Source organism: Cohnella suwonensis (assembly GCF_042655365.1).
Classification (GTDB): domain Bacteria; phylum Bacillota; class Bacilli; order Paenibacillales; family Paenibacillaceae; genus Cohnella; species Cohnella suwonensis.
Genome location: NZ_JBHSMH010000113.1, coordinates 145,439 through 164,291, shown reverse-complemented (window position 1 = coordinate 164,291; position 18,853 = coordinate 145,439). Strand labels below are relative to the sequence as shown.

At 56.7% G+C, this 18,853-nt stretch carries 20 protein-coding genes; all 20 read right to left on the bottom strand.

Annotated elements, in window-relative coordinates:
• Positions 1–70 precede the first annotated feature (70 nt).
• The 20 genes from proS to ACFPPD_RS25460 all read right to left on the bottom strand — a co-directional run bounded on the left by proS (position 71) and on the right by ACFPPD_RS25460 (position 18,798).
• Positions 71–1,519 carry a proline--tRNA ligase gene (gene proS / locus ACFPPD_RS25555; protein ID WP_209746809.1) on the bottom strand — a complete coding sequence of 483 codons (1,449 nt, stop codon included), beginning with the start codon at positions 1,517–1,519 and terminating at the stop codon, positions 71–73.
• A 66-nt stretch (positions 1,520–1,585) separates the two neighbouring features.
• Positions 1,586–2,854 carry an RIP metalloprotease RseP gene (gene rseP, locus ACFPPD_RS25550; protein WP_209746811.1) on the bottom strand — a complete coding sequence of 423 codons (1,269 nt, stop codon included), beginning with the start codon at positions 2,852–2,854 and terminating at the stop codon, positions 1,586–1,588.
• An 83-nt stretch (positions 2,855–2,937) separates the two neighbouring features.
• Complete coding sequence (locus ACFPPD_RS25545; protein ID WP_209746813.1) at positions 2,938–4,083, bottom strand: 1-deoxy-D-xylulose-5-phosphate reductoisomerase; 1,146 nt, start codon at positions 4,081–4,083, stop codon at positions 2,938–2,940.
• Positions 4,084–4,483: 400 nt separating this feature from the next.
• The gene (locus tag ACFPPD_RS25540; RefSeq protein WP_209746815.1) at positions 4,484–5,275 is read right to left on the bottom strand and encodes a phosphatidate cytidylyltransferase; all 792 of its coding nucleotides are present in this window, start codon (positions 5,273–5,275) and stop codon (positions 4,484–4,486) included.
• 4 nt (positions 5,276–5,279) lie between these two features.
• Complete coding sequence (locus ACFPPD_RS25535) at positions 5,280–6,080, bottom strand: isoprenyl transferase (protein WP_209746817.1); 801 nt, start codon at positions 6,078–6,080, stop codon at positions 5,280–5,282.
• A gap of 91 nt (positions 6,081–6,171) precedes the next feature.
• On the bottom strand, positions 6,172–6,726 hold the full coding sequence (frr, locus tag ACFPPD_RS25530) for a ribosome recycling factor (RefSeq protein ID WP_209746819.1): 555 nt from the start codon (positions 6,724–6,726) through the stop codon (positions 6,172–6,174).
• Positions 6,726–7,454, bottom strand: coding sequence for a UMP kinase (gene pyrH / locus ACFPPD_RS25525; RefSeq protein WP_209746821.1), 729 nt, complete (start codon positions 7,452–7,454; stop codon positions 6,726–6,728). The genes frr and pyrH overlap by 1 nt, the downstream gene beginning before the upstream one ends.
• A 170-nt stretch (positions 7,455–7,624) precedes the next feature.
• The gene (tsf, locus tag ACFPPD_RS25520) at positions 7,625–8,275 is read right to left on the bottom strand and encodes a translation elongation factor Ts (protein ID WP_209746823.1); all 651 of its coding nucleotides are present in this window, start codon (positions 8,273–8,275) and stop codon (positions 7,625–7,627) included.
• 114 nt (positions 8,276–8,389) lie between these two features.
• Positions 8,390–9,088: a 30S ribosomal protein S2 gene (gene rpsB / locus ACFPPD_RS25515; RefSeq protein WP_209746824.1), complete on the bottom strand. Its 699-nt coding sequence runs from the start codon at positions 9,086–9,088 to the stop codon at positions 8,390–8,392.
• A gap of 217 nt (positions 9,089–9,305) precedes the next feature.
• Complete coding sequence (locus ACFPPD_RS25510; RefSeq protein ID WP_209746826.1) at positions 9,306–9,881, bottom strand: hypothetical protein; 576 nt, start codon at positions 9,879–9,881, stop codon at positions 9,306–9,308.
• Positions 9,874–10,461, bottom strand: a complete 588-nt coding sequence (locus tag ACFPPD_RS25505) for a hypothetical protein (RefSeq protein WP_209746828.1) — start codon at positions 10,459–10,461, stop codon at positions 9,874–9,876. Before ACFPPD_RS25505 ends, ACFPPD_RS25510 begins: the two co-directional genes overlap by 8 nt.
• A 28-nt stretch (positions 10,462–10,489) precedes the next feature.
• Complete coding sequence (locus ACFPPD_RS25500; protein WP_209746830.1) at positions 10,490–10,810, bottom strand: hypothetical protein; 321 nt, start codon at positions 10,808–10,810, stop codon at positions 10,490–10,492.
• A gap of 29 nt (positions 10,811–10,839) precedes the next feature.
• Complete coding sequence (locus tag ACFPPD_RS25495; RefSeq protein ID WP_209746832.1) at positions 10,840–12,249, bottom strand: FapA family protein; 1,410 nt, start codon at positions 12,247–12,249, stop codon at positions 10,840–10,842.
• Between the two features lie 18 nt (positions 12,250–12,267).
• Positions 12,268–13,056, bottom strand: a complete 789-nt coding sequence (locus ACFPPD_RS25490) for a FliA/WhiG family RNA polymerase sigma factor (RefSeq protein ID WP_209746834.1) — start codon at positions 13,054–13,056, stop codon at positions 12,268–12,270.
• Between the two features lie 16 nt (positions 13,057–13,072).
• Positions 13,073–13,507, bottom strand: a complete 435-nt coding sequence (locus ACFPPD_RS25485; protein WP_209746836.1) for a hypothetical protein — start codon at positions 13,505–13,507, stop codon at positions 13,073–13,075.
• A 1-nt stretch (position 13,508) separates the two neighbouring features.
• A complete protein-coding gene (locus ACFPPD_RS25480) occupies positions 13,509–14,000 on the bottom strand; it encodes a chemotaxis protein CheD (protein WP_378083819.1) in 492 nt (163 codons plus the stop codon).
• Positions 14,000–14,584, bottom strand: coding sequence for a chemotaxis protein CheC (locus tag ACFPPD_RS25475; RefSeq protein ID WP_378083870.1), 585 nt, complete (start codon positions 14,582–14,584; stop codon positions 14,000–14,002). The genes ACFPPD_RS25480 and ACFPPD_RS25475 overlap by 1 nt, the downstream gene beginning before the upstream one ends.
• A gap of 37 nt (positions 14,585–14,621) precedes the next feature.
• A complete protein-coding gene (locus ACFPPD_RS25470) occupies positions 14,622–15,083 on the bottom strand; it encodes a chemotaxis protein CheW (RefSeq protein WP_209746841.1) in 462 nt (153 codons plus the stop codon).
• A 30-nt stretch (positions 15,084–15,113) separates the two neighbouring features.
• Positions 15,114–17,201 carry a chemotaxis protein CheW gene (locus ACFPPD_RS25465; protein ID WP_209746843.1) on the bottom strand — a complete coding sequence of 696 codons (2,088 nt, stop codon included), beginning with the start codon at positions 17,199–17,201 and terminating at the stop codon, positions 15,114–15,116.
• Between the two features lie 40 nt (positions 17,202–17,241).
• Positions 17,242–18,798, bottom strand: coding sequence for a protein-glutamate methylesterase/protein-glutamine glutaminase (locus ACFPPD_RS25460; RefSeq protein WP_209746845.1), 1,557 nt, complete (start codon positions 18,796–18,798; stop codon positions 17,242–17,244).
• Positions 18,799–18,853 lie beyond the last annotated feature (55 nt).

Here is an 18,853-nt window from a genome sequence, read left to right as displayed (position 1 = left end):
GCAAAGGCGGACACTTCGTTCCTCCAGGAGATACATCCCCCTCTTTCACCATCGAATGAAAGGCACAAGATTAATAAGCCCTCGCGAATACGACCGTATGCTTCGACTCTTCTCCGCAGACGAGGCACTTCGTCTTCGTTTCGGAAGGCTCGAACGGAATGTTCCGGCTCGTCGCGCCGGTTTCCGTCTTCACCTGCGTTTCGCAAGCGTCGGAACCGCACCATCCGGCCAGCGCGAATCCGCGTCTCTCCTCCATCGCGGACTTGAACTCGTCCAACGTGTCGACGGAGAAGAAGTTTTCCTCGCGGAAGCTCTTCGCGCGATCGAACATCTCGGCGTGGATTTGCTCGAGCATCGCTTGAACTTCGACCACGATGTTGTCCAGCGGAACGGATTTCTTTTCTCCGGTCACGCGGGAGACGAGCACGCATTGTCCGTTCTCCAGGTCGCGCGGTCCGAGCTCCAAGCGTAGCGGAATGCCTCTCATCTCGTACTCGTTGAACTTCCAGCCCGGCGACACGTCCGCCCGGTCGTCGACGCGGACGCGGACGCCCGCCGCCTTCAGCTGAGCGAACAGATCGTCCGTCTTCCCGATAACGACTTCGCGCGTCTTCGGAGGACCGATCGGAATCATGACGACTTGCGTCGGCGCCACTTTCGGCGGCATGACGAGACCGCGGTCGTCGCCGTGCACCATGATCAGCGCGCCGATGAGGCGCGTACTCACGCCCCAGGAGGTCGTATGGCAATATTGCTGCGTGTTCTCACGGTCGAGATATTTGATGTCGAACGCGACGGCGAATTTCGTGCCGAGGTAATGGGACGTACCGGCTTGAACCGCGCGTCCGTCCTTCATCATCGCCTCGATGGAATACGTGTCGACCGCGCCGGCGAATCGCTCCGAAGGCGTCTTTTGGCCGCGGATGACCGGAATCGCGAGCACGCTCTCGACGAATTCGGTGTAGACGTCCAGCATTTGCATCGTCTCGCGGCGGGCATCCGCCTCGTCCTCGTGCGCCGTATGCCCCTCCTGCCAGAGGAACTCGCTCGTCCGCAGGAACGGGAGCGTTCTTTTCTCCCAACGGACGACGTTCGCCCATTGGTTGATCAACATCGGCAGATCACGGTATGAGTTGATCCATTTCGCGTACATATGCCCGAACATCGTTTCCGAGGTCGGCCGAATCGCCAGCTTCTCTTCGAGCGGCTCGCCGCCCGCCTCCGTTACGAAAGGAAGCTCGGGATTAAATCCCTCGACGTGCTCCTTTTCCTTCTGGAAGAAGCTCTCCGGAATGAACAGCGGGAAGTACGCGTTGCGGTGTCCCGTTTCTTTGAACCGGCGGTCGAGATCTTTCTGGATGTTCTCCCACAGCTCGTAGCCCTCCGGACGGAAGACGATACACCCGCGAACCGGCGAGTAATCCATCAACTCGGCCTTCTTGATGACGTCGATATACCAACGGGAAAAATCTTCGCTCTGGGGCGTAATTTCCGTAACGAACGCTTTATCCTTCGACATGACGGTTTCTCCAACTCCTACGTAAAATCTTGCGATACGCTTATGCGCCGTTAGGCCGCAAGCGGTTTAATCCCTGACCAAGCCGATAATATCGTTGTAAGTGACGACGATCATGAGCAGCATGAGCATCGCGAAGCCGATCAAGTGCACCATGCTTTCGCGGTTCGGATCGATCGGCCTGCCCCTCACCGCTTCCAGTCCGAGGAACAGCAAACGGCTGCCGTCGAGCGCGGGAATCGGCAACAGATTAAAGATGCCCAAGTAGAGACTGAGAATCGCGGCCCACCTTGTCAAATCCGGAAGGCCTTCCTTTGCGATCTGCACGGTCATTTGAGTCGTCTTAACAGGTCCTCCAAGATCATCTAACTTCACTTCGCCGAAAACGATTTTGCGGAAACCTTGGAAAATCATTTCGGTCGTATACTTCATCGCCTCTCCGGACAATCGAATGGTTTCCAACGTTCCCGTCTTCCGATACTCACCGACAAATGCTATTCCGATCAGGCCTGTCTTTGCATCCGGGGTAATTTTTAATGTCAATAACTTGCTGTCCCGATCAACTACCCAAGTCATTTGTTTGCCGGGGGATGATTTGATTTGAGCGATGGCGCTTTCGACATCCCCTCCTATTTCTTGCCCGTTGATCGATTTCACCCAATCATCGCTATGGAGTCCGCCGCGATCTGCCGGTCCTCCTCCGCTGATTTGGGAAACGAACACCTTTGAGGAAGTTTCAGAAGGCACGCCTTGCAAAACGAAATACAAGCCGAACAACACGAACGCGAGAAGGAAGTTCATGACCGGACCGGCGACGATCGAAAGAGCTCTCTTGCCTACCGGCTTATGTCCGAACTGGCGGTCCAGAGGCGCGATCTGCGTCTCCCGGCCTCTCGCGATGACGAGCGCCTGCGGATGGACGGCATACTTCTCGATTTCCCCGTCTACGTCCAGGGCGATGAACAATTTGTTCTCCAAATCGATCGACGTTACTTCACCGCTGAAGACGCCCGTGCCGGACCTTTCGTCCAGCTTATCCAAGTAAATTCTCGTCACGAGACCGTCTTTCGCGCGTACGGCGAGCGTCTGCCCGGTCTGCACTTCGACGATCTCGGGATCTTCCCCCGCCATGCGGACGAATCCGCCGATCGGCAGCAATCTTAACGTGTAACGGGTTTCCCCGCGTTTGATGGAAAAAAGCTTCGGACCGAAGCCGATCGCGAATTCGCGCACGAGAATGCCGGCCCTCCGCGCGAAGTAGAAATGTCCCCATTCATGCAGCGAGACAAGCAAGAAGAACATGAGCACGGTCAATAACGCGACCTGGATATTTCCCATCATTTCAACCCCTTCATACCGAGCGAACGGCTGTCCTTAGATTAACATTATTCTCCGAGCCGTTACAAGAGAATACCCGGCGCCTAAACTTCGCTCGCGGACGCCTCCGAACGGGCCCATGCGTCCGTCTCCAATATCGTTTCCAGGTCGGGGGCGGGGATGCCGGCATGCTTGGAAAGCACGTTTTCGATGATGCTCTCGATGGCGAGAAAAGGGATTTCCTTGCGCAGGAAGCGGGCGACGGCCACTTCGTTGGCGGCGCTGTAGACGGTCGTCGCCGTGCCGCCGCTTCGTCCGGCTTCGTACGCGAGCCGCAGGCACGGGTAGCGATCGAAGTCCATCGGCTTGAAGTTTAACGTGCCTTGTTTGAGCAGATCCAGAGGCGACGCCGGCGATACCGCGCGTTGCGGATAAGTAAGCGCGTATTGAATCGGCACGCGCATGTCCGGATTGCCGAGCTGAGCCATGACGCTAGTGTCGACGAATTCGACCATCGAATGAACGATGCTTTCGGGATGGAGCATGACGTCGATCCGATCGTAAGGCAAGCCGAACAGCCAATGGGCCTCGATGACTTCGAGCCCCTTGTTGACCATCGTCGCCGAATCGATCGTGATTTTGGCGCCCATGCTCCAGTTCGGATGCTTCAAGGCGTCTTCGACCGTTACGCCGGCCAGCGCTTCCCTGCCCAGATGGCGGAAGCTGCCGCCGGAGGCGGTCACGATCAGTCTGCGGATAGCCGAGACGTCTTCGCCGTTTAAGCATTGGAAAATGGCGGAATGCTCGCTGTCGATCGGAAGAACGGACACGCCTTTGCTCTTGGCCTTGTCCATGACGAGATGGCCGGCCGTGACGAGCGATTCTTTGTTCGCGAGCCCGATGTCGGCGCCCGCCTCGATCGCGGCCAGCGTCGATTTGAGCCCGAGGCTTCCGACGAGCGAACAGACGACGTAATCCGCCCCGGAACGGGACGCGATTTCCGTCAATCCCGACTCGCCGGACAGAACGCGCACGCCGGACGGCACTTCCGCGCGAATGCGATCCGCCAGCGTCTCGTTGCCGGCGGATACCCATTTCGGCTTAAACGCCCGGACTTGCTCGAGCAGCAGGTCGACGTTGTTCCCGGCCGCCAGTCCAACGACTTCGAACTCGTCCGGCATCCGGGAAACGACGTCCAACGTCTGCGTCCCGATGGAACCGGTGCTTCCTAGTACCGCGATTTTTCTCATAGTCGTTCCCCCGCTTGCTAGAGGTGGTTCAAAAAGTCCGATTTTGATCACGAAGTAAATTCGAGAAGCTGTTTCGACGTCGAATCTTGAATTCAGCCGGGACTTCCGGTACTCACGTAGGTTTGCCTACGCTCCGTTCCTCATTCCCTAGCTACTTTCAATCTTCTCGGTGCTGAAAACCGAACTTTTTGAACTTTATTTGTTGTGGTGGTTCAAAAAGTCCGATTTTGATCACGAAGTAAATTCGAGAAGCTGTTTCGACGTCGAATCTTGAATTCAGCCGGGACTTCCGGTACTCACGTAGGTTTGCCTACGCTCCTTTCCTCATTCCCTAGCTTCTTTCAATCTTCTCGGTGCTGAAAACCGAACTTTTTGAACTTTTGTTATGTAATTAATTGAGCTACATCGTCAGCAACCCGAGCATATGGACGAGCGGGAACACGATCAGCCAGCTATCCGTCCGGTCGAGCACGCCGCCGTGGCCCGGCAACAGCTGCCCGGAGTCCTTGACGCCGCGGAATCGCTTGTACGCCGACTGGACGAGATCCCCCAGCTGTCCGGCGACCGAGGCCGTCAAGCCGATGAGGGCAGCTTGTCCGTATCCGAGCCAATCCGATTGGACATACGCGAATGCGAGTCCGACGACGATGGCGATGACTAGACCGCCGAGCGCGCCTTCGATCGTCTTGTTCGGGCTGATCGACGGCCACAGCTTCGTCTTGCCGATCGCCTTGCCGACGAAATAAGCGCCGGCGTCGGATGCCCAGATGCAGAAGAACGTGAGCGCCGACCAGAAGATCCCGTGCTCGAGATCCCTCGTGACCGCCATGTAATGAAACCCCGTACCGACGTATATCGCCCCTAGAAACAGCACGCTCGCATGCTCGAGCTGTATGCGGTTTTTGCTGAACACCGTCGCGCTAAGCAACAAGAACATCAGCACCCACGCCGCCGACTCGAACGAAGGCGTTTCCCAATCGAACGGTAGCCGAGGAAGCGCGATAAGCGCGACGGCCGCGAACCCGATCAGCACGTCAAGCCTCGTCCAGCGCTGTCCGTTCAGTCTGGCGTATTCCCAGTAGCCGATCAACGCAAGCAATAATAGGAGTCCGGTATAATACCAGCCTCCCGCGAGAAGCAAGCCGATAAAAGCCGCGCCGGCGACGACGCCGGTCACGATCCGCTGACCCATGGTGTCAAAGCCCCCCGTAACGACGCGCGCGCCTCTGATATTCGCGAACGGCGTCGTATAGATGTTGTTCGTCGAACTCCGGCCAGTACATGTCCGTGAACCAGAACTCGCTGTAGGCGAGCTGCCAGAGCATGAAGTTGCTCAATCTCAGCTCTCCGCTCGTGCGGATCAGCAAGTCCGGATCCCGAAGGCCGCTGGAAAGCAATTGCCCGCATATATCGGCTTCTCCGATGTCCTCCGGGTTCAGCTCTCCGGCGGCGGCTTGCTTCGCGAGCGCCTTGACCGCGTCGACGATCTCGAGACGGCTGCCGTAGTTCAACGCGAAATTCAAAATAAGGCCGGTATTGTTCTTCGTCCGTTCGATCGCTTCCTCGATGGCGGCAAGCGTATGTACGGGAAGAAGCTCGCGCCTCCCCATCATGCGGACTTGGACGTTGTTCTCGATCAACTCGCCCAGCTCCAGCGAGAGGAATTCCTGGGGAAGCTTCATAATATATTCGACTTCCGATTGCGGCCTCTTCCAGTTTTCCGTGGAGAACGCGTACAACGTCAGCACTTTGACGCCGATACGGTCGGCCGCCTTCGTCACGCGTTTGACGGCCTTCATCCCGTTATGGTGTCCCGCCACCCTCGGCAAGCCGCGGGCTTTCGCCCAACGGCCGTTGCCGTCCATGATGATGGCGACGTGTTCCGGCACGTTGTCGCCCTCCGGAAGGGCTTCCGACTTCACTTGCGTTTGCCGAAGGCCTTCGTCCGTGAAGACGCCGAACTTCAGCTTGCGGAGCCATCTGCCGATCCCACTCATTGCCGTTCCCCCCAAAGGCGGGCAACCCTACTCCGCCGGTTCAACAAAAGAGAATAAACCCCACCTTTCGGAGGGGCCTTGCGCTCGAGAATTACACTTCCATGATTTCTTTCTCTTTGGCAACAAGAATCTTATCCACTTCGGCAACGTATTTGTCGGTCATTTTCTGTACGTCTTCCTGATGGCGGCGGGACTCGTCCTCCGAAATCTCGCCCTTTTCTTTTTTCTTGATGTCGTCGTTCGCGTCGCGGCGAATGTTGCGGATCGCGACCTTCGCTTCCTCGCCGAATTTCTTCGTCGACTTGGCGAGCTCCGCGCGTCGCTCTTCCGTCAGCGGCGGTACGACCAGGCGGATAATGGTTCCGTCGTTCGCCGGCGTCAGGCCGACGTCGGATTTCATGATCGCTTTTTCGATCGCGCCCAGAGCCGTTTTGTCCCATGGCGTAATGATGATCGTCCGGGAATCCGGCGTATTGACCGAGCCCATCTGGTTGATCGGCGTCGGCGTTCCGTAATAGTCCGCTTGGACGCGGTCCAGCATCGCGGCCGATGCTTTGCCGGCGCGCAGCGTTTGGAGGTCGCGCTTCAACGCGCCGAGCGCCTTCTCCATGCGTTCTTCAGCGTCTTTCTTGATCGCTTGCGGCATTAGTCTATGCTCCCCTTTACGATCGTGCCGATCTTCTCGCCCAGGACGGCACGTTTAATATTGCCTTTCTCGGTAATCGCGAATACGAGAAGCGGGATATTGTTGTCCATGCAGAGAGAGGATGCGGTCGAGTCCATGACGCCCAAGTTTTTGTTCAAGACGTCCATGTACGTCAGTTGCTCGTATTTCTCCGCCGTCGCGTCCTTGAAAGGATCCGCGCTGTATACGCCGTCGACTTTGTTTTTTGCCATCAGAATCACTTCAGCTTCGATTTCCGCCGCGCGAAGCGCTGCCGTCGTATCGGTCGAGAAGAACGGATTGCCCGTGCCCGCCGCGAAAATGACGACGCGTCCCTTCTCCAAGTGACGAATCGCGCGCCGGCGAATGTAAGGCTCGGCGATTTGTTGCATCGCGATCGACGTCTGAACGCGACTCGGTACGTCCATCTGTTCGAGCGCGTCTTGAAGCGCCAGGGAATTCATGACCGTCGCCAACATGCCCATGTAATCGGCCGTCGCGCGGTCGATGCCCTTCTGGCTGCCTGCGATGCCGCGCCAGATGTTGCCGCCGCCGCACACGATCGCCACTTCGACGCCGAGCTCGATCACTTCCTTGATCTGCTCCGCGATCGACAGGATCGTCGTCGCGTCGATACCGTAACCGTTCGGTCCGGACAACGATTCGCCGCTTACCTTCAGTACTACACGTTTAAAGACGGGACGTTCCAAATTGTTGTACCTCCAACCGTTCTGATGGTCAAGCAAACACGCTTTCGCCGTCCACGGACGGCGAATCAGCTTTGCGTTGCGTTCGAAGGGGTATAAGCAGTCAAACCTATACGCTCCGAACGGTTAAAAAAGAGGGAACACGCCGTGTTCCCGAAAGGGTAAAACCGATCTTATTGTTTAACTTGCGCCATGACTTCCTCGACGAAGTTGTCTACTTTTTTCTCCAGGCCTTCGCCCAGCTCGTAACGAGTGAATCTGCGGATGGAGATTTTCTCGCCGATCGCGGCGATTTTCTCGTTCAACAGCGTCGTGATCGTTTTGTCTTGGTCCTTCACGAACGCTTGCTCCATGAGGCAGTTTTCCTCATAGTATTTTTGCATGCGGCCTTCGACCATTTTGTCGACGATTTTCTCCGGTTTGCCTTCGTTCAGCGCTTGGTTGCGGAGAATTTCTTTTTCTTTGTCCAGCTCGGCTTGGGACACTTCTTCGCGGCTCAGGAACTTAGGGTTAGCCGCGGCGATTTGCATCGCGATGTCTTTAACGAACGAACGGAATTGCTCGGTTTTGCCGACGAAGTCCGTTTCGCAGTTGACTTCGACGAGAACGCCGATGCGTCCGCCTGCGTGGATGTAAGACTCGACGATGCCTTCGGTTGCGACGCGGTCGCCTTTTTTAGCTGCGGCGGAAAGTCCTTTTTCGCGAAGCAGCTCGGCTGCTTTCGTCAAATCGCCGTTTGCTTCCTCGAGCGCTTTTTTGCAATCCAGCATTCCTGCTCCCGTTCTTTCGCGGAGCGTTTTCACGTCTGCTGCGTTAACTGCCATGTGGATTCCTCCTAGAGTTAGGCCGATTCGGCCGTCTTATGTTTTTTGGAAAAAAAGGGCGGTGAGAAGGTTCTCTTCTGACCACCCTTTACCGTTAGCTGTATGTGGCGGCGATTAAGCCGTCGTTTCTTCGCCTTGGCGGGATTCAATGATCGCGTCAGCCATCTTCGCCGTCAAGAGTTTAACGGCGCGGATCGCGTCGTCGTTACCCGGAATGACGTAGTCGATTTCGTCCGGATCGCAGTTCGTATCGACGATGCCGACGATCGGGATGCCCAATTTGCGAGCTTCCGCAACCGCGATGCGCTCTTTGCGCGGGTCGATGATGAACAGAGCGTCAGGCAGCTTGCGCATATGCTTGATGCCGCCGAGGAATTTCTCGAGGCGCTCTTTTTCTTTGCGAAGGATGATGACTTCTTTTTTCGGCAGCACTTCGAAAGTGCCGTCGTTTTCCCATTTGTCCAATTGGTGCAAACGGTCCGTACGTTTTTGGATCGTCGAGAAGTTCGTCAACGTACCGCCCAACCAACGTTGGTTGATGTAGTATTGACCGGAACGCTCGGCTTCCTCTTTAACGGAATCTTGCGCTTGTTTTTTCGTTCCGACGAACAGCATCGTGCCGCCGTTTTCGGCCAGTTGGCGAACGAAGTTATACGCCTCGTCTACCTTCTTAACCGTTTTTTGCAAATCGATAATGTAAATGCCGTTACGTTCAGTAAAGATGTACTTATCCATTTTCGGGTTCCAACGACGTGTTTGGTGACCGAAATGTACCCCTGCTTCAAGCAGTTGTTTCATGGAAATGACTGCCATCTTCCTGCACCTCCTAATGGTTTTGGTGAATCTCCGCCGCCTTTCGCGTTTTCCGCCAAAGCTCGCCGTCGAACCGGAAAGCACCGTTGTCGGAATTGAAAAGCGTGTGTTTTTTACACCGAGAAATACTATACCATATCCAACACTATCGTGCAATGGGACGCTCTCGAAACATGTAAAAACAGTCGGAGATCGGCTGCGAGACGCCGAATCGATGTTATCTTTTTTTGCGGACGAGCTCCGCGATAATCTGATCGTAGGTCGGTTTACCCGTGAAAATCGCGTTGCCGACGTTCATCTTTTTGGCGATCGGGCGGGCCCGCTCGACGAAATCCTTCGCGTCGTCCACGATGCCGAGCTTTTTCAAACCGTTCGCGACCTCCGTCAGCGACATGCCCGCGCCGATGTACAAAGTCGCTTTGTCGTTCGATTGAGAGGTTACCGGCTCGTCCGGCGGATTAGGCGCCGCTGCGGACGGCGACGGCGACTCTGAAGCCGGCGCTGCCTCCTTCTCGGGGCTTGGCGAAGCCGAAGGCTGTTCGGCCTTGCCTGCTTCTCCCTGGGCTCCCGTCTTTGCGGCAGTTGCCGCTTCCTCTAACCGCTGCTGCAATTCTTCATCGGTCAACAACACAAGCCCGTTTTTCTCCGCTTGGACGTTGAGTTGCTCGCGGGTCAAAGCGACGTCCGCGACGCTTTCCGTCTGGTCCTTGGCGAACGTAATCAATTGGAGCATCGACGACCCGAGCATGATGCCGATGCCGAGCCCGATCAGCCAGTTCCGGTGTTTACGCATGCTGTTGTTCCTCCCGGCGCGCGAGCTGCAAAATCAATTGCACTTCGCCTTTGTTCATGCCGAACTCTTTGGCGATCTGATCGACCGATTTTCCGTTGTCGTGCATCGCGAACAGCTCCGGGTATCTGCCTCGAAGGGTAAGCGGCACGATCGTTTCCGCAGGTGCATCCGGTTCCGCGAGCGGACTCTTCTCGGTCGCAGCCGGCTCCGCAAGGCGAGCCTCGGGCTCTCCCCCTGTTTCGGCGATTACCGCTTCCGGTTCCCGAGATTCGACCGAAGACGCGACAAAAAGCTCCTGCTGAGGAGCGCCCGCCGAACGACGTACCCATGATTCCATTACATGTTCGAGATCGACGATCCGGCGTCCGAGACGCGACACGGTGTCGTCTTGCTCCCTTTTGAATTTCGCTACCGCGTCCACGAGTTCGCGGTTCTCGGCTTCGAGATCCTCCAGCAACTGGCTGTAGGCTTCCTCGCTTACGAACGACGATTCTTTTTCACGGCCCGGCGTCTTCGGCATCATCCACGAATAACCGGCGATCGCCGCTCCGAACAACACGATGCTTATCCAAGGACTCACTTGTAATCCCCTCTCTTGCCCACGCGCGTCAGCCCATGAAGTCGATATGCTTGCCTTTGTACGGGTGCTCCGCGGCTTTCGGCCCTTCGGCCTCTTCGTCGCCCGGATTGTTCTTCGACTTCGATAATTGCCGGCGATCCCGCTCCCGGGGCTGTCGGTCCGAAATCGTATCGTTCGTCGCCGACTCCGTCTTGCCGCTTCGATGCGCTTCATGCTCCGCAGCTTTGACGGCCTGCTGGCCCAGCATCGATTGCTCGGTCGCCGAACGTTGCTGCTGTTGTTGCTGCAATGGCGACATTTCCATCGCCCGAGGAAGCGAAGCCTGCAAATCGATCGATTTGTAGCTCAAGGCCGTTCACCTCGCCTATCGGATGTCCGTCAATACGGAACCATCATGATTTCGCCTTCGGAGAACCGAAGAGACACTCGTTGAGCCGCATCCTTGATGAAACGCGTGTATCGGCCGATAACGATTTTCGTGCCTCCCCACAACGTGTGAACGGCATCCACTCTCGCCGTCGTCGCGTCTTCGAGCGTTTTTTCGATTTCGAGGATACGCTCCTTCGCGATTCGCAAATCTTCGGCCGCTTGCCGCTTCGTCGACGTCAACTTGACCCTGAGCGCCAATTTGTCGGCGGTCAATTGTCCGATCGACGCCATCTGATCGAGCATCGAGAGAGCTTTCTCCGTCTTATCCGCGTTTTCGGCTAATTGCCGCATTGTTGTCCTCAGATCGTTAAGCTCCTGCCGTAGCTCCGGACGGACGCCGACTTCGACGACGGTCGCCGTCGACATCGAGTTGCCGATCATCCGGGCCGTCACCCGGTCGCCGGCTTGTACGATACCGCCGACGATCAGTCCTTTGGCTCCGAGGCATTTGACGGATTTTCCCGCGCGGACGTTGGAATGCATGATGCTTTGCGAGACGATGACTTCTTCTCCCGCCATCACGTTGCCTTCCTGAACGAAGGAACAACGAACATTACGTCCGGCTTTCACTAGACCCTTGTTGCTGCCGATGATGCCTCCGGAAATTTCGATCGAACCGTCCGATTCGACGTCCGCGCCTTCGATGCCGCCGGTCACGCGAATGTCTCCGGACGCCTTCACGCGGAACCCCGTCAAAATGTTGCCCCTCACGACGACGGTACCGACGAAATCGATATTGCCGATATTATAGTCGACGTCCCCGTTCACTTCGAAAACGGGGAAGACGTTCAGCTTTTCCTTTTCCGTCTTCGTGACCATGCCGTCGATCGCGGCGTACATGCCGATTTTCTCCGGGTTGACGACGACGTTCTTGCCGACTTTGAATTGAACGTCTTTTCCTTCTTTAGGAGGAATATCGTCTCCGGTAACCGCCTTGCCCGGAACGCCGGGCTGCGCGGGCATCCGTTCGGCGATCAATTGCCCCGCCTTGACGTTCGGCAGCTGCGTGACCTCTTTATAGTCGACCGTGCCATCCTCGCGTTCCAACGGACGGCGTTCCTCTTCGCTATTCTCGCCAACAAGCACTTTGACGTAGCCGTCAACGCCCGCTTGAGGGGACGTGCCGACGGCTATGAGATTTTGCGAGAAATAGAAGTCTTGAGGTCTCTTCGCGATCAGAGCGATCGTATCCGATTGGAGCCCGAATTTCACGCCTTGCGAATGAAAAAATTGTTCCAGTTCGCGAGGCGTGAATTTCAGTTCTCCTTCGACTTTCTTGAAAATGAGAAACGCGTTAAGCTTGTCGTCTGATATCGCGATTTGCAAACTCTCCGCAATCGGCAGGCTTTGGTCCGGCATTAGTAAAAGCCCCTTTCCTTATCCATTGTATAGAAGCTGCTCCCTATGCTTCGAGAGCGCGCCTCTCAATCTCAGGATCGCCTTCGAATGAAGCTGGGAGATTCGCGACGGCGACAAACTCATGACTTCCGCGATCTCGCTTAAAGACAAGTCCTCGTAATAGAACAAAGAGACGACGATTCTTTCCTTGGCCGTCAGCTTCTCGATGCCGATCTTGAGGGAATCCTTCAAATACGTTTCGTGAACCTTCGATTCGGGATTGATCGCTTTATCGTCGACGAGCAAAGTCAGACGCGTCTCCGATTCCTCGTCCCGGATCGGGTCTTCGAGAGAGAAGACCGCGGCGACGGCGACCTCCTGCAGCATTTGTTGAAAGTCCTTTTCGCTTATGTTCAAATAGGCGCATATTTCGTCGTCGGAAGCAGAACGCAACAGTTTCTGTTCCAGTACTGCATAAGCGTCTTCCATTTTTTTCGCTTTGTCACGAACGGAGCGCGGCACCCAGTCGCCTTGCCTGAGGCCGTCGATGATAGCCCCGCGGATTCTCCAGGAAGCGTACGTTTCGAATTGCAGCCCGCGACGGTAATCGAACTTCTCGATCGCGTCGATCAAGCCCATCGAGCCGTTGCTGACCAGATCGTCCTTCGTTACGTTTTTCGGCAACCCGGCCGCCATTCGGCTGGACACATAGTCCACGAGCGGCAAATAAAGCTCGATCAGGGTGTTTCTCGCATCCGCATCTTTGTTTTCTTTCCAACGCTGCCATACCTCTTGATGGGATAACCGGGAACGCGTTTGATCGGCCATCGCTGCTTCACCTTCCTTATTCGTCCGTCAGGCGCCGAATCGCCTGAACCACTTCCTCCGGATCCGGGTTGTCGAGCGACACTAACCGTTTCGGCTGCAACGGTTGGAAGCCGCCTCCGGCGCTGCCGGAATCAGGCTTTCCGCCCGCCCATTGCTCTTTCAGTAAATCCGTCAACGACTCCCCTTCGTCGGGGGTAGAGACGTCGAAATTCGTTCCGCGCCCGTTAGGTTCCGGGGACGGGTCTTCCTTCGCCTCCATCCTATTGGCGGCCGGGCTCAACGCTTGCGGGAGCACGACCCGCACGACGGCCGCGATCGCCGTAAAAACGAGAAAAGCGTACAAGCTTCGCGTTAATGTCGTTCCGAACGGATTGTTCGACAGCGAAAACATAAAAGTAAGCAACGCGCCGAACGCGCCGAAACCGACGATGAACCGCCAGGAACGTTTCATTTCAAATCTCCTTTACTCCGAACTGCACGCTCCGGATCGTGAATATTCCCGTTCCGGTGCTCAGTTCGACCGTTCTTCCGTAGTTCCCTCCGGTATCTTCCGCGATCAAGGAAATGGAAAAGCGGTCGAGCATTTGTTTTGTCGCCTCTACGTTGCGCGGTCCGATTCTCATCGAATCGCCGCCCATGAACGCGAACATCTGAGCGCCTCCCGCCATTTTGGCGACGAGCCTTCCCGGCGACGCTCCCATTTTCTTCAGCCGGTCGAGCAGCTCGGGGAGGGCCGTGTCGGCGTATTTGGCGACGTTCAGCTGATCTCCCCTGGCGATATCGGACGACGGAAGCATAATATGGGCCATGCCGCCGATTCTCAGAACGGGGTCGTACAACGTAAGTCCGACGCACGAACCGAGCCCCGTCGTCTTGATCACCGCTCCTCCTTCGGCAGTGTTCAAGTCGGCCATACCGACTTTGATCAATGTGCCTTCGGTCATCAGAGCGGCACTCCCAACGCGCGGAACAGCCTATCGAAAGATTCCGGATCCGGAATAAGGAAAAACTGTCCGTCGGCTTCCTGCTGCCCTTCCAGGAAAGTCGTGTCGATCAACAGCGCGTCGTCGCCCATCGTACCGAATTGCAGCATCCCGTAGCTTAGAATCGCGCCCGCCATGTCTACCGCCAAGGAAGGGACGGTAGGCGACATGTTCAATCCCGTAAAATCGGCGAGGGACGATAAATAAGAACCCGCCAAGATGTTTCCGATTTCATTCAACGCCGAGAGTTCCAACTCGCTGTACATGTCGTTCTCCGCGGCGGCGAAGCCGAGCAAGCCTTGCAATATCCTTCTGGCTGGTTCCCGGTTAATGATGAAAAACATATTGCCGGGAGCGTCGCCTTCCACCCGGAGGAAAATCGCGATGACGACGGCTTCGCTGCCGCCGACCCGATCCGCGATCGCTTCGAAAGGAAGAAGACTGACCGTCGGAACCGCCATGTCCACCGGTTTGTTTAAGAGAGTCGAAAGCGCCGTCGCGGCGTTGCCCGCGCCGATGTTCCCGACTTCCCTGAGCACGTCCATCTTGAAATCTGCGTCGTTCTGAAAGAGGCTCACAGGCTTATTCCCCGATTTGTTCCAATTGAATGATTTCGTTGCGGTTAAGCACTTCGATCAAATTCAAGAGGATGAGCAGACGGCTCTCTCCGATCTTGGCGACCCCGCTAATGTACTTCGCTTTAATGCCCCCGACCACTTCGGGCGGATTCTCGATCGCATCGCTCATGACGTCCATGACGTCGTTCGCGGAGTCGACGATGAATCCGACTTCCAAATCGTTCGCGGCGACGATAATGATCCGCGAGTTGTCCGTGAATTCCGTCTCCGCCAAGCCGAATCGGCCACGAAGATCGATGACCGGGATGACGATGCCGCGCAAATTCACGACGCCCTTGACGAACGGCGGCGTCTTCGGCACCCGCGTGATCGGCATCATTCGTTCGATCGTGCGGACCTTGTCCACTTCGATCCCGTACTCCTCGTGTGCCAACGTAAATACGATGACCTTCAATTCCTCTGCCATGAATGAATTCCTCCTCGAGAGTCCGGTCTATTATTTAATCAATGAGTTAGGATCGATAATAAGCGCCACTTGTCCGTCGCCGAGAATGGTCGCTCCCGAAACGACGCCAAGATTGCCGGCCAAATACTTGCCGAGCGGCTTAAGAACGATCTCGCTTTGTCCGATAAACTCTTCCACGAGCACGGCCGCCAGCTTGTCCCCTTTGCGAACGATGAGCATTTCGGTTTCCGTCTCGTCGTCGTCGCGATAATCCGGCGAATCTACCAATTGCGCGAGCGACAGTACCGGTACGATGCTCTGACGATATTCGATAATCCGGTTGCCGTGGAGCAGGCGGATATCCGAGCGTTTGACGGCGCCCGTTTCCACGATCGACGAAAGCGGGAACGCGTACTTCTCGCCGCCGAGCTTGACGAGCATCGCCGCGATGATCGAAAGCGTAAGCGGCAGTTGGATGGAGAACTTCGTTCCGGTTCCGAGATTGGACGTGACCGATACGTGCCCGCCTAGCGTCGCGATCTTCGATTTGACGACGTCAAGACCGACTCCCCTGCCGGAAATGTCGGATATTTTATCCGCGGTGCTGAATCCGGGAGCGAAGATGAGCATGTTGACTTCGTCGTCGCTCAGCTTTTTGGCTTCCTCGGCCGTCAGCACGCCGCGCTTGATCGCCGTCTCGAGCACTTTCGGGCGATTGATGCCTTTACCGTCCTCTTCGATCTCTATGAAAACGTGATTGCCGCTATGATAGGCTCGCAAATACACCGTTCCGACTTCCGGCTTGCCGAGCTTCGCCCGTTCGGCGAACGGCTCGATGCCGTGGTCGACCGCGTTGCGAATCAGATGGACGAGCGGATCGCCGATTTCGTCGATGACCGTTCTGTCGAGCTCGGTCTCCGCGCCGACGATGACGAGATCGACTTTCTTGTCGAGTGACTTCGCCAAATCCCGGACCATGCGAGGGAAACGATTGAACACGCTCTCGACAGGGACCATCCGAAGCTTCAGAACGATATTTTGCAAATCCGCGCTGACTCGCGCCATATGCTCGACCGTCTCCGTTAAATCGTTGCGGCGCACTTCCGAAGCGAGCTGCTCCAACCTTACCCGGTCGATCAGCAACTCGCTGAACAGATTCATTAGCGTGTCGAGCCGCTCGATATCGACGCGGATCGTGCGCGGTGCGTTGCCTCCGCCGGTCGCGGCAGGCGCGGCGGCGGGAGCGCGCGCAGGCGCTTGGCCGGCAGGCGCGGAAGGCGACGACGCAGGCTCCGCCGTCGCGGACGCCGCGACTTCTTGGGCGGCGGCCGCCTCTTCGTTGTCGCTTTGTTGCGTATTGGCGAGTTCGGATAAAGAATCGCGGTCGACGGACGTGAACGTCGCCGACTCGATCTCCGATACCCGGGAAACTTGATCGCTTAGCGAGGTTTCGTCTGCTTTCGTTATGTAATACACCGAGAAACTCCGGTCGAATTGCTCTTGTTCGATTTCTTGTACGGACGGGAACGCCTTGACGACTTCGCCGTTGCGTTCCAGCACGTCGAACACCATGTACGCGCGGGCGGCCTTGAGCAGGCAGTCTTCCCGCACCTTTACTTCGATATAAAAGGCTTTGTGCCCGGATTCGACCGATTGGCTCAACACGGACAGCTGGTACTGGTCGAGCGTCAGCGACGCGGATAACGCAGGTTTCGAAGCCGGGGCCGCCGTGCCGGTTCCCTGAGAGGTTCCGCCGACATCGCCTTTCACGATCCCTTTCAACCGCTGCACGAGCTCCTCGACGTCCCCTTTGCCGGTCCCGCCGCCTACGATGTCTTGAACCATCGCTTCTAAAGCGTCCAAACACTTGAAGAGCGTATCGAAAATATGGCCGTTCATTTGGAGCTTGCCGTTACGCACGAGATCGAGCACGTTTTCCATGTCGTGCGTAAGCGCGGCGAGATCTTCGAACCCCATCGTCGCCGACATTCCTTTTAACGTGTGCGCGGACCGGAAGATCACTTGAACGATGCCGATATCCTCCGGTTGCTGCTCCAGCCGAAGCATATTTTCGTTCAGCGACTGCAGGTGATCGTTGGACTCGTCGATAAAAATGGACATGTACTGATTCATTTCCACTGGCCGGACACCTCCTCGTAGGCTAGCTAACGCGAGTAATTTAGGCTTTTCGGGTATTCACTTCCCGGACGAGCGCCGGGGCGATACCTTGTAGCGGAAGCACGTGGGACGCGGCGCCAAGCTCGATCGCCGAGCGAGGCATGCCGTACACGACGCACGTCTGTTCCGATTCCGCGATCGTCGTCGGGGCGCCGTCGTCCCGAAGGGCCTTCATCCCCTTCGCTCCGTCGCTACCCATCCCGGTCATCAGAACGATATGCCTTTTCAATTGCTTCTGACCGATCAACGATTCGAACAACACGTCGACGGAAGGCATATGTCCGCTTCTCGGCCCCTCGTCCGACAACCGGATTTTGTATTTCCCCGCGGCGTCCTTGGCGAGCGACATGTGTCTGCCTCCCGGCGCGATGTAGGCGGTCGCGGTCTCGACGGCTTCCCCGTCCGTCGCTTCCCTGACGTGTATACCGCAAAATTGATCCAACCGCTGGGCGAGCGAATGCGTGAATTTCGGCGGCATATGCTGCACGATCAAGATCGGAGCCGGGAAATCCGCGGGAATGCCGGTCAACACTTCGTGAAGCGCTCTGGGACCTCCCGTCGAAGTACCGATGGCTACCACTTGAGTAAACGCGGTAGTCGGCTTCGGGATCGCCGTCGGCGCGGAGGAAGGCGTTGACGGCTTCGGCGCTTCGGGAAGTTGCCGGGGCGCTCTCTTGTCTGCCGGCGGCGTGACCGGAGCAGAGACGGCGGGTTTCGACGGCTTCGTCTCTTTCGAGTCCTTCGGCTTCGGAATCCCGATCGCCGGGATGGCCTTCGTCAAGCCCGGGAGAGGAACGACCGGCGGGTTCGATTTCGACGGTGCGATTTCTTCAACCGGCTTTCGGGCGTCCGGTTTGGCGAAGTCCGCCGAGGACGACGAATCGATCTTCGGTTCCGCCGATCGTCCGGACTCGGCCGACGGAGCCAACGCGCCTTCGACTGCGCTCCCGGCATTCGAATGACCGGAAGACGGCGACGATAATGCGGGTTTCGCCTTGCCGATCACGCGATTCGGAAGCGACGGCTTCGACGGTTTCCTTTCGGATTCCGATTCGCGTCGAGACGTCGTCTCCGTTTCACCCGGCGCGGCGGCGGGTTCGGCCGGTTTCATCGGCATTTCCTCGACGGCCGGGTGCAGATGATACGTCTTGCGGCTCATCGTCTCGAGCGCGATATGAAGCTTCTCCAGCAATTGCTCGCGGACTTGATGGATATCCAGCTTGACCGCGCCGTCCGGCTTGCGCACGAAATCCACGGCGCCGTATTGAAGCGCTTTGATCGTGTCCCTCGTTCCGTTATCCGTGACGGCCGATAACATGATGACCGGAGTGGCCCTCGCTTCCATAATTCGCTTAAGCGCTTCGATACCGTTCATGTGCGGCATTTCCAAATCCATCGTGATAATATCGGGCTGAAGCTTAAGCGCCAACTCTACGGCTTCTTGACCGTTGGATGCCGTCGCCAGCACCGTGAAGGCAGCATCAGCATCGATGACGTCACTGAATACTTTTCGCATAAATGGGGAATCGTCGACGATCAACACTTTGAATTCCGGCATTTTTGCGCCCCTCCCGTTAGATCTAGTTGTTTGGACTGATGCGGCCGTGATGCCT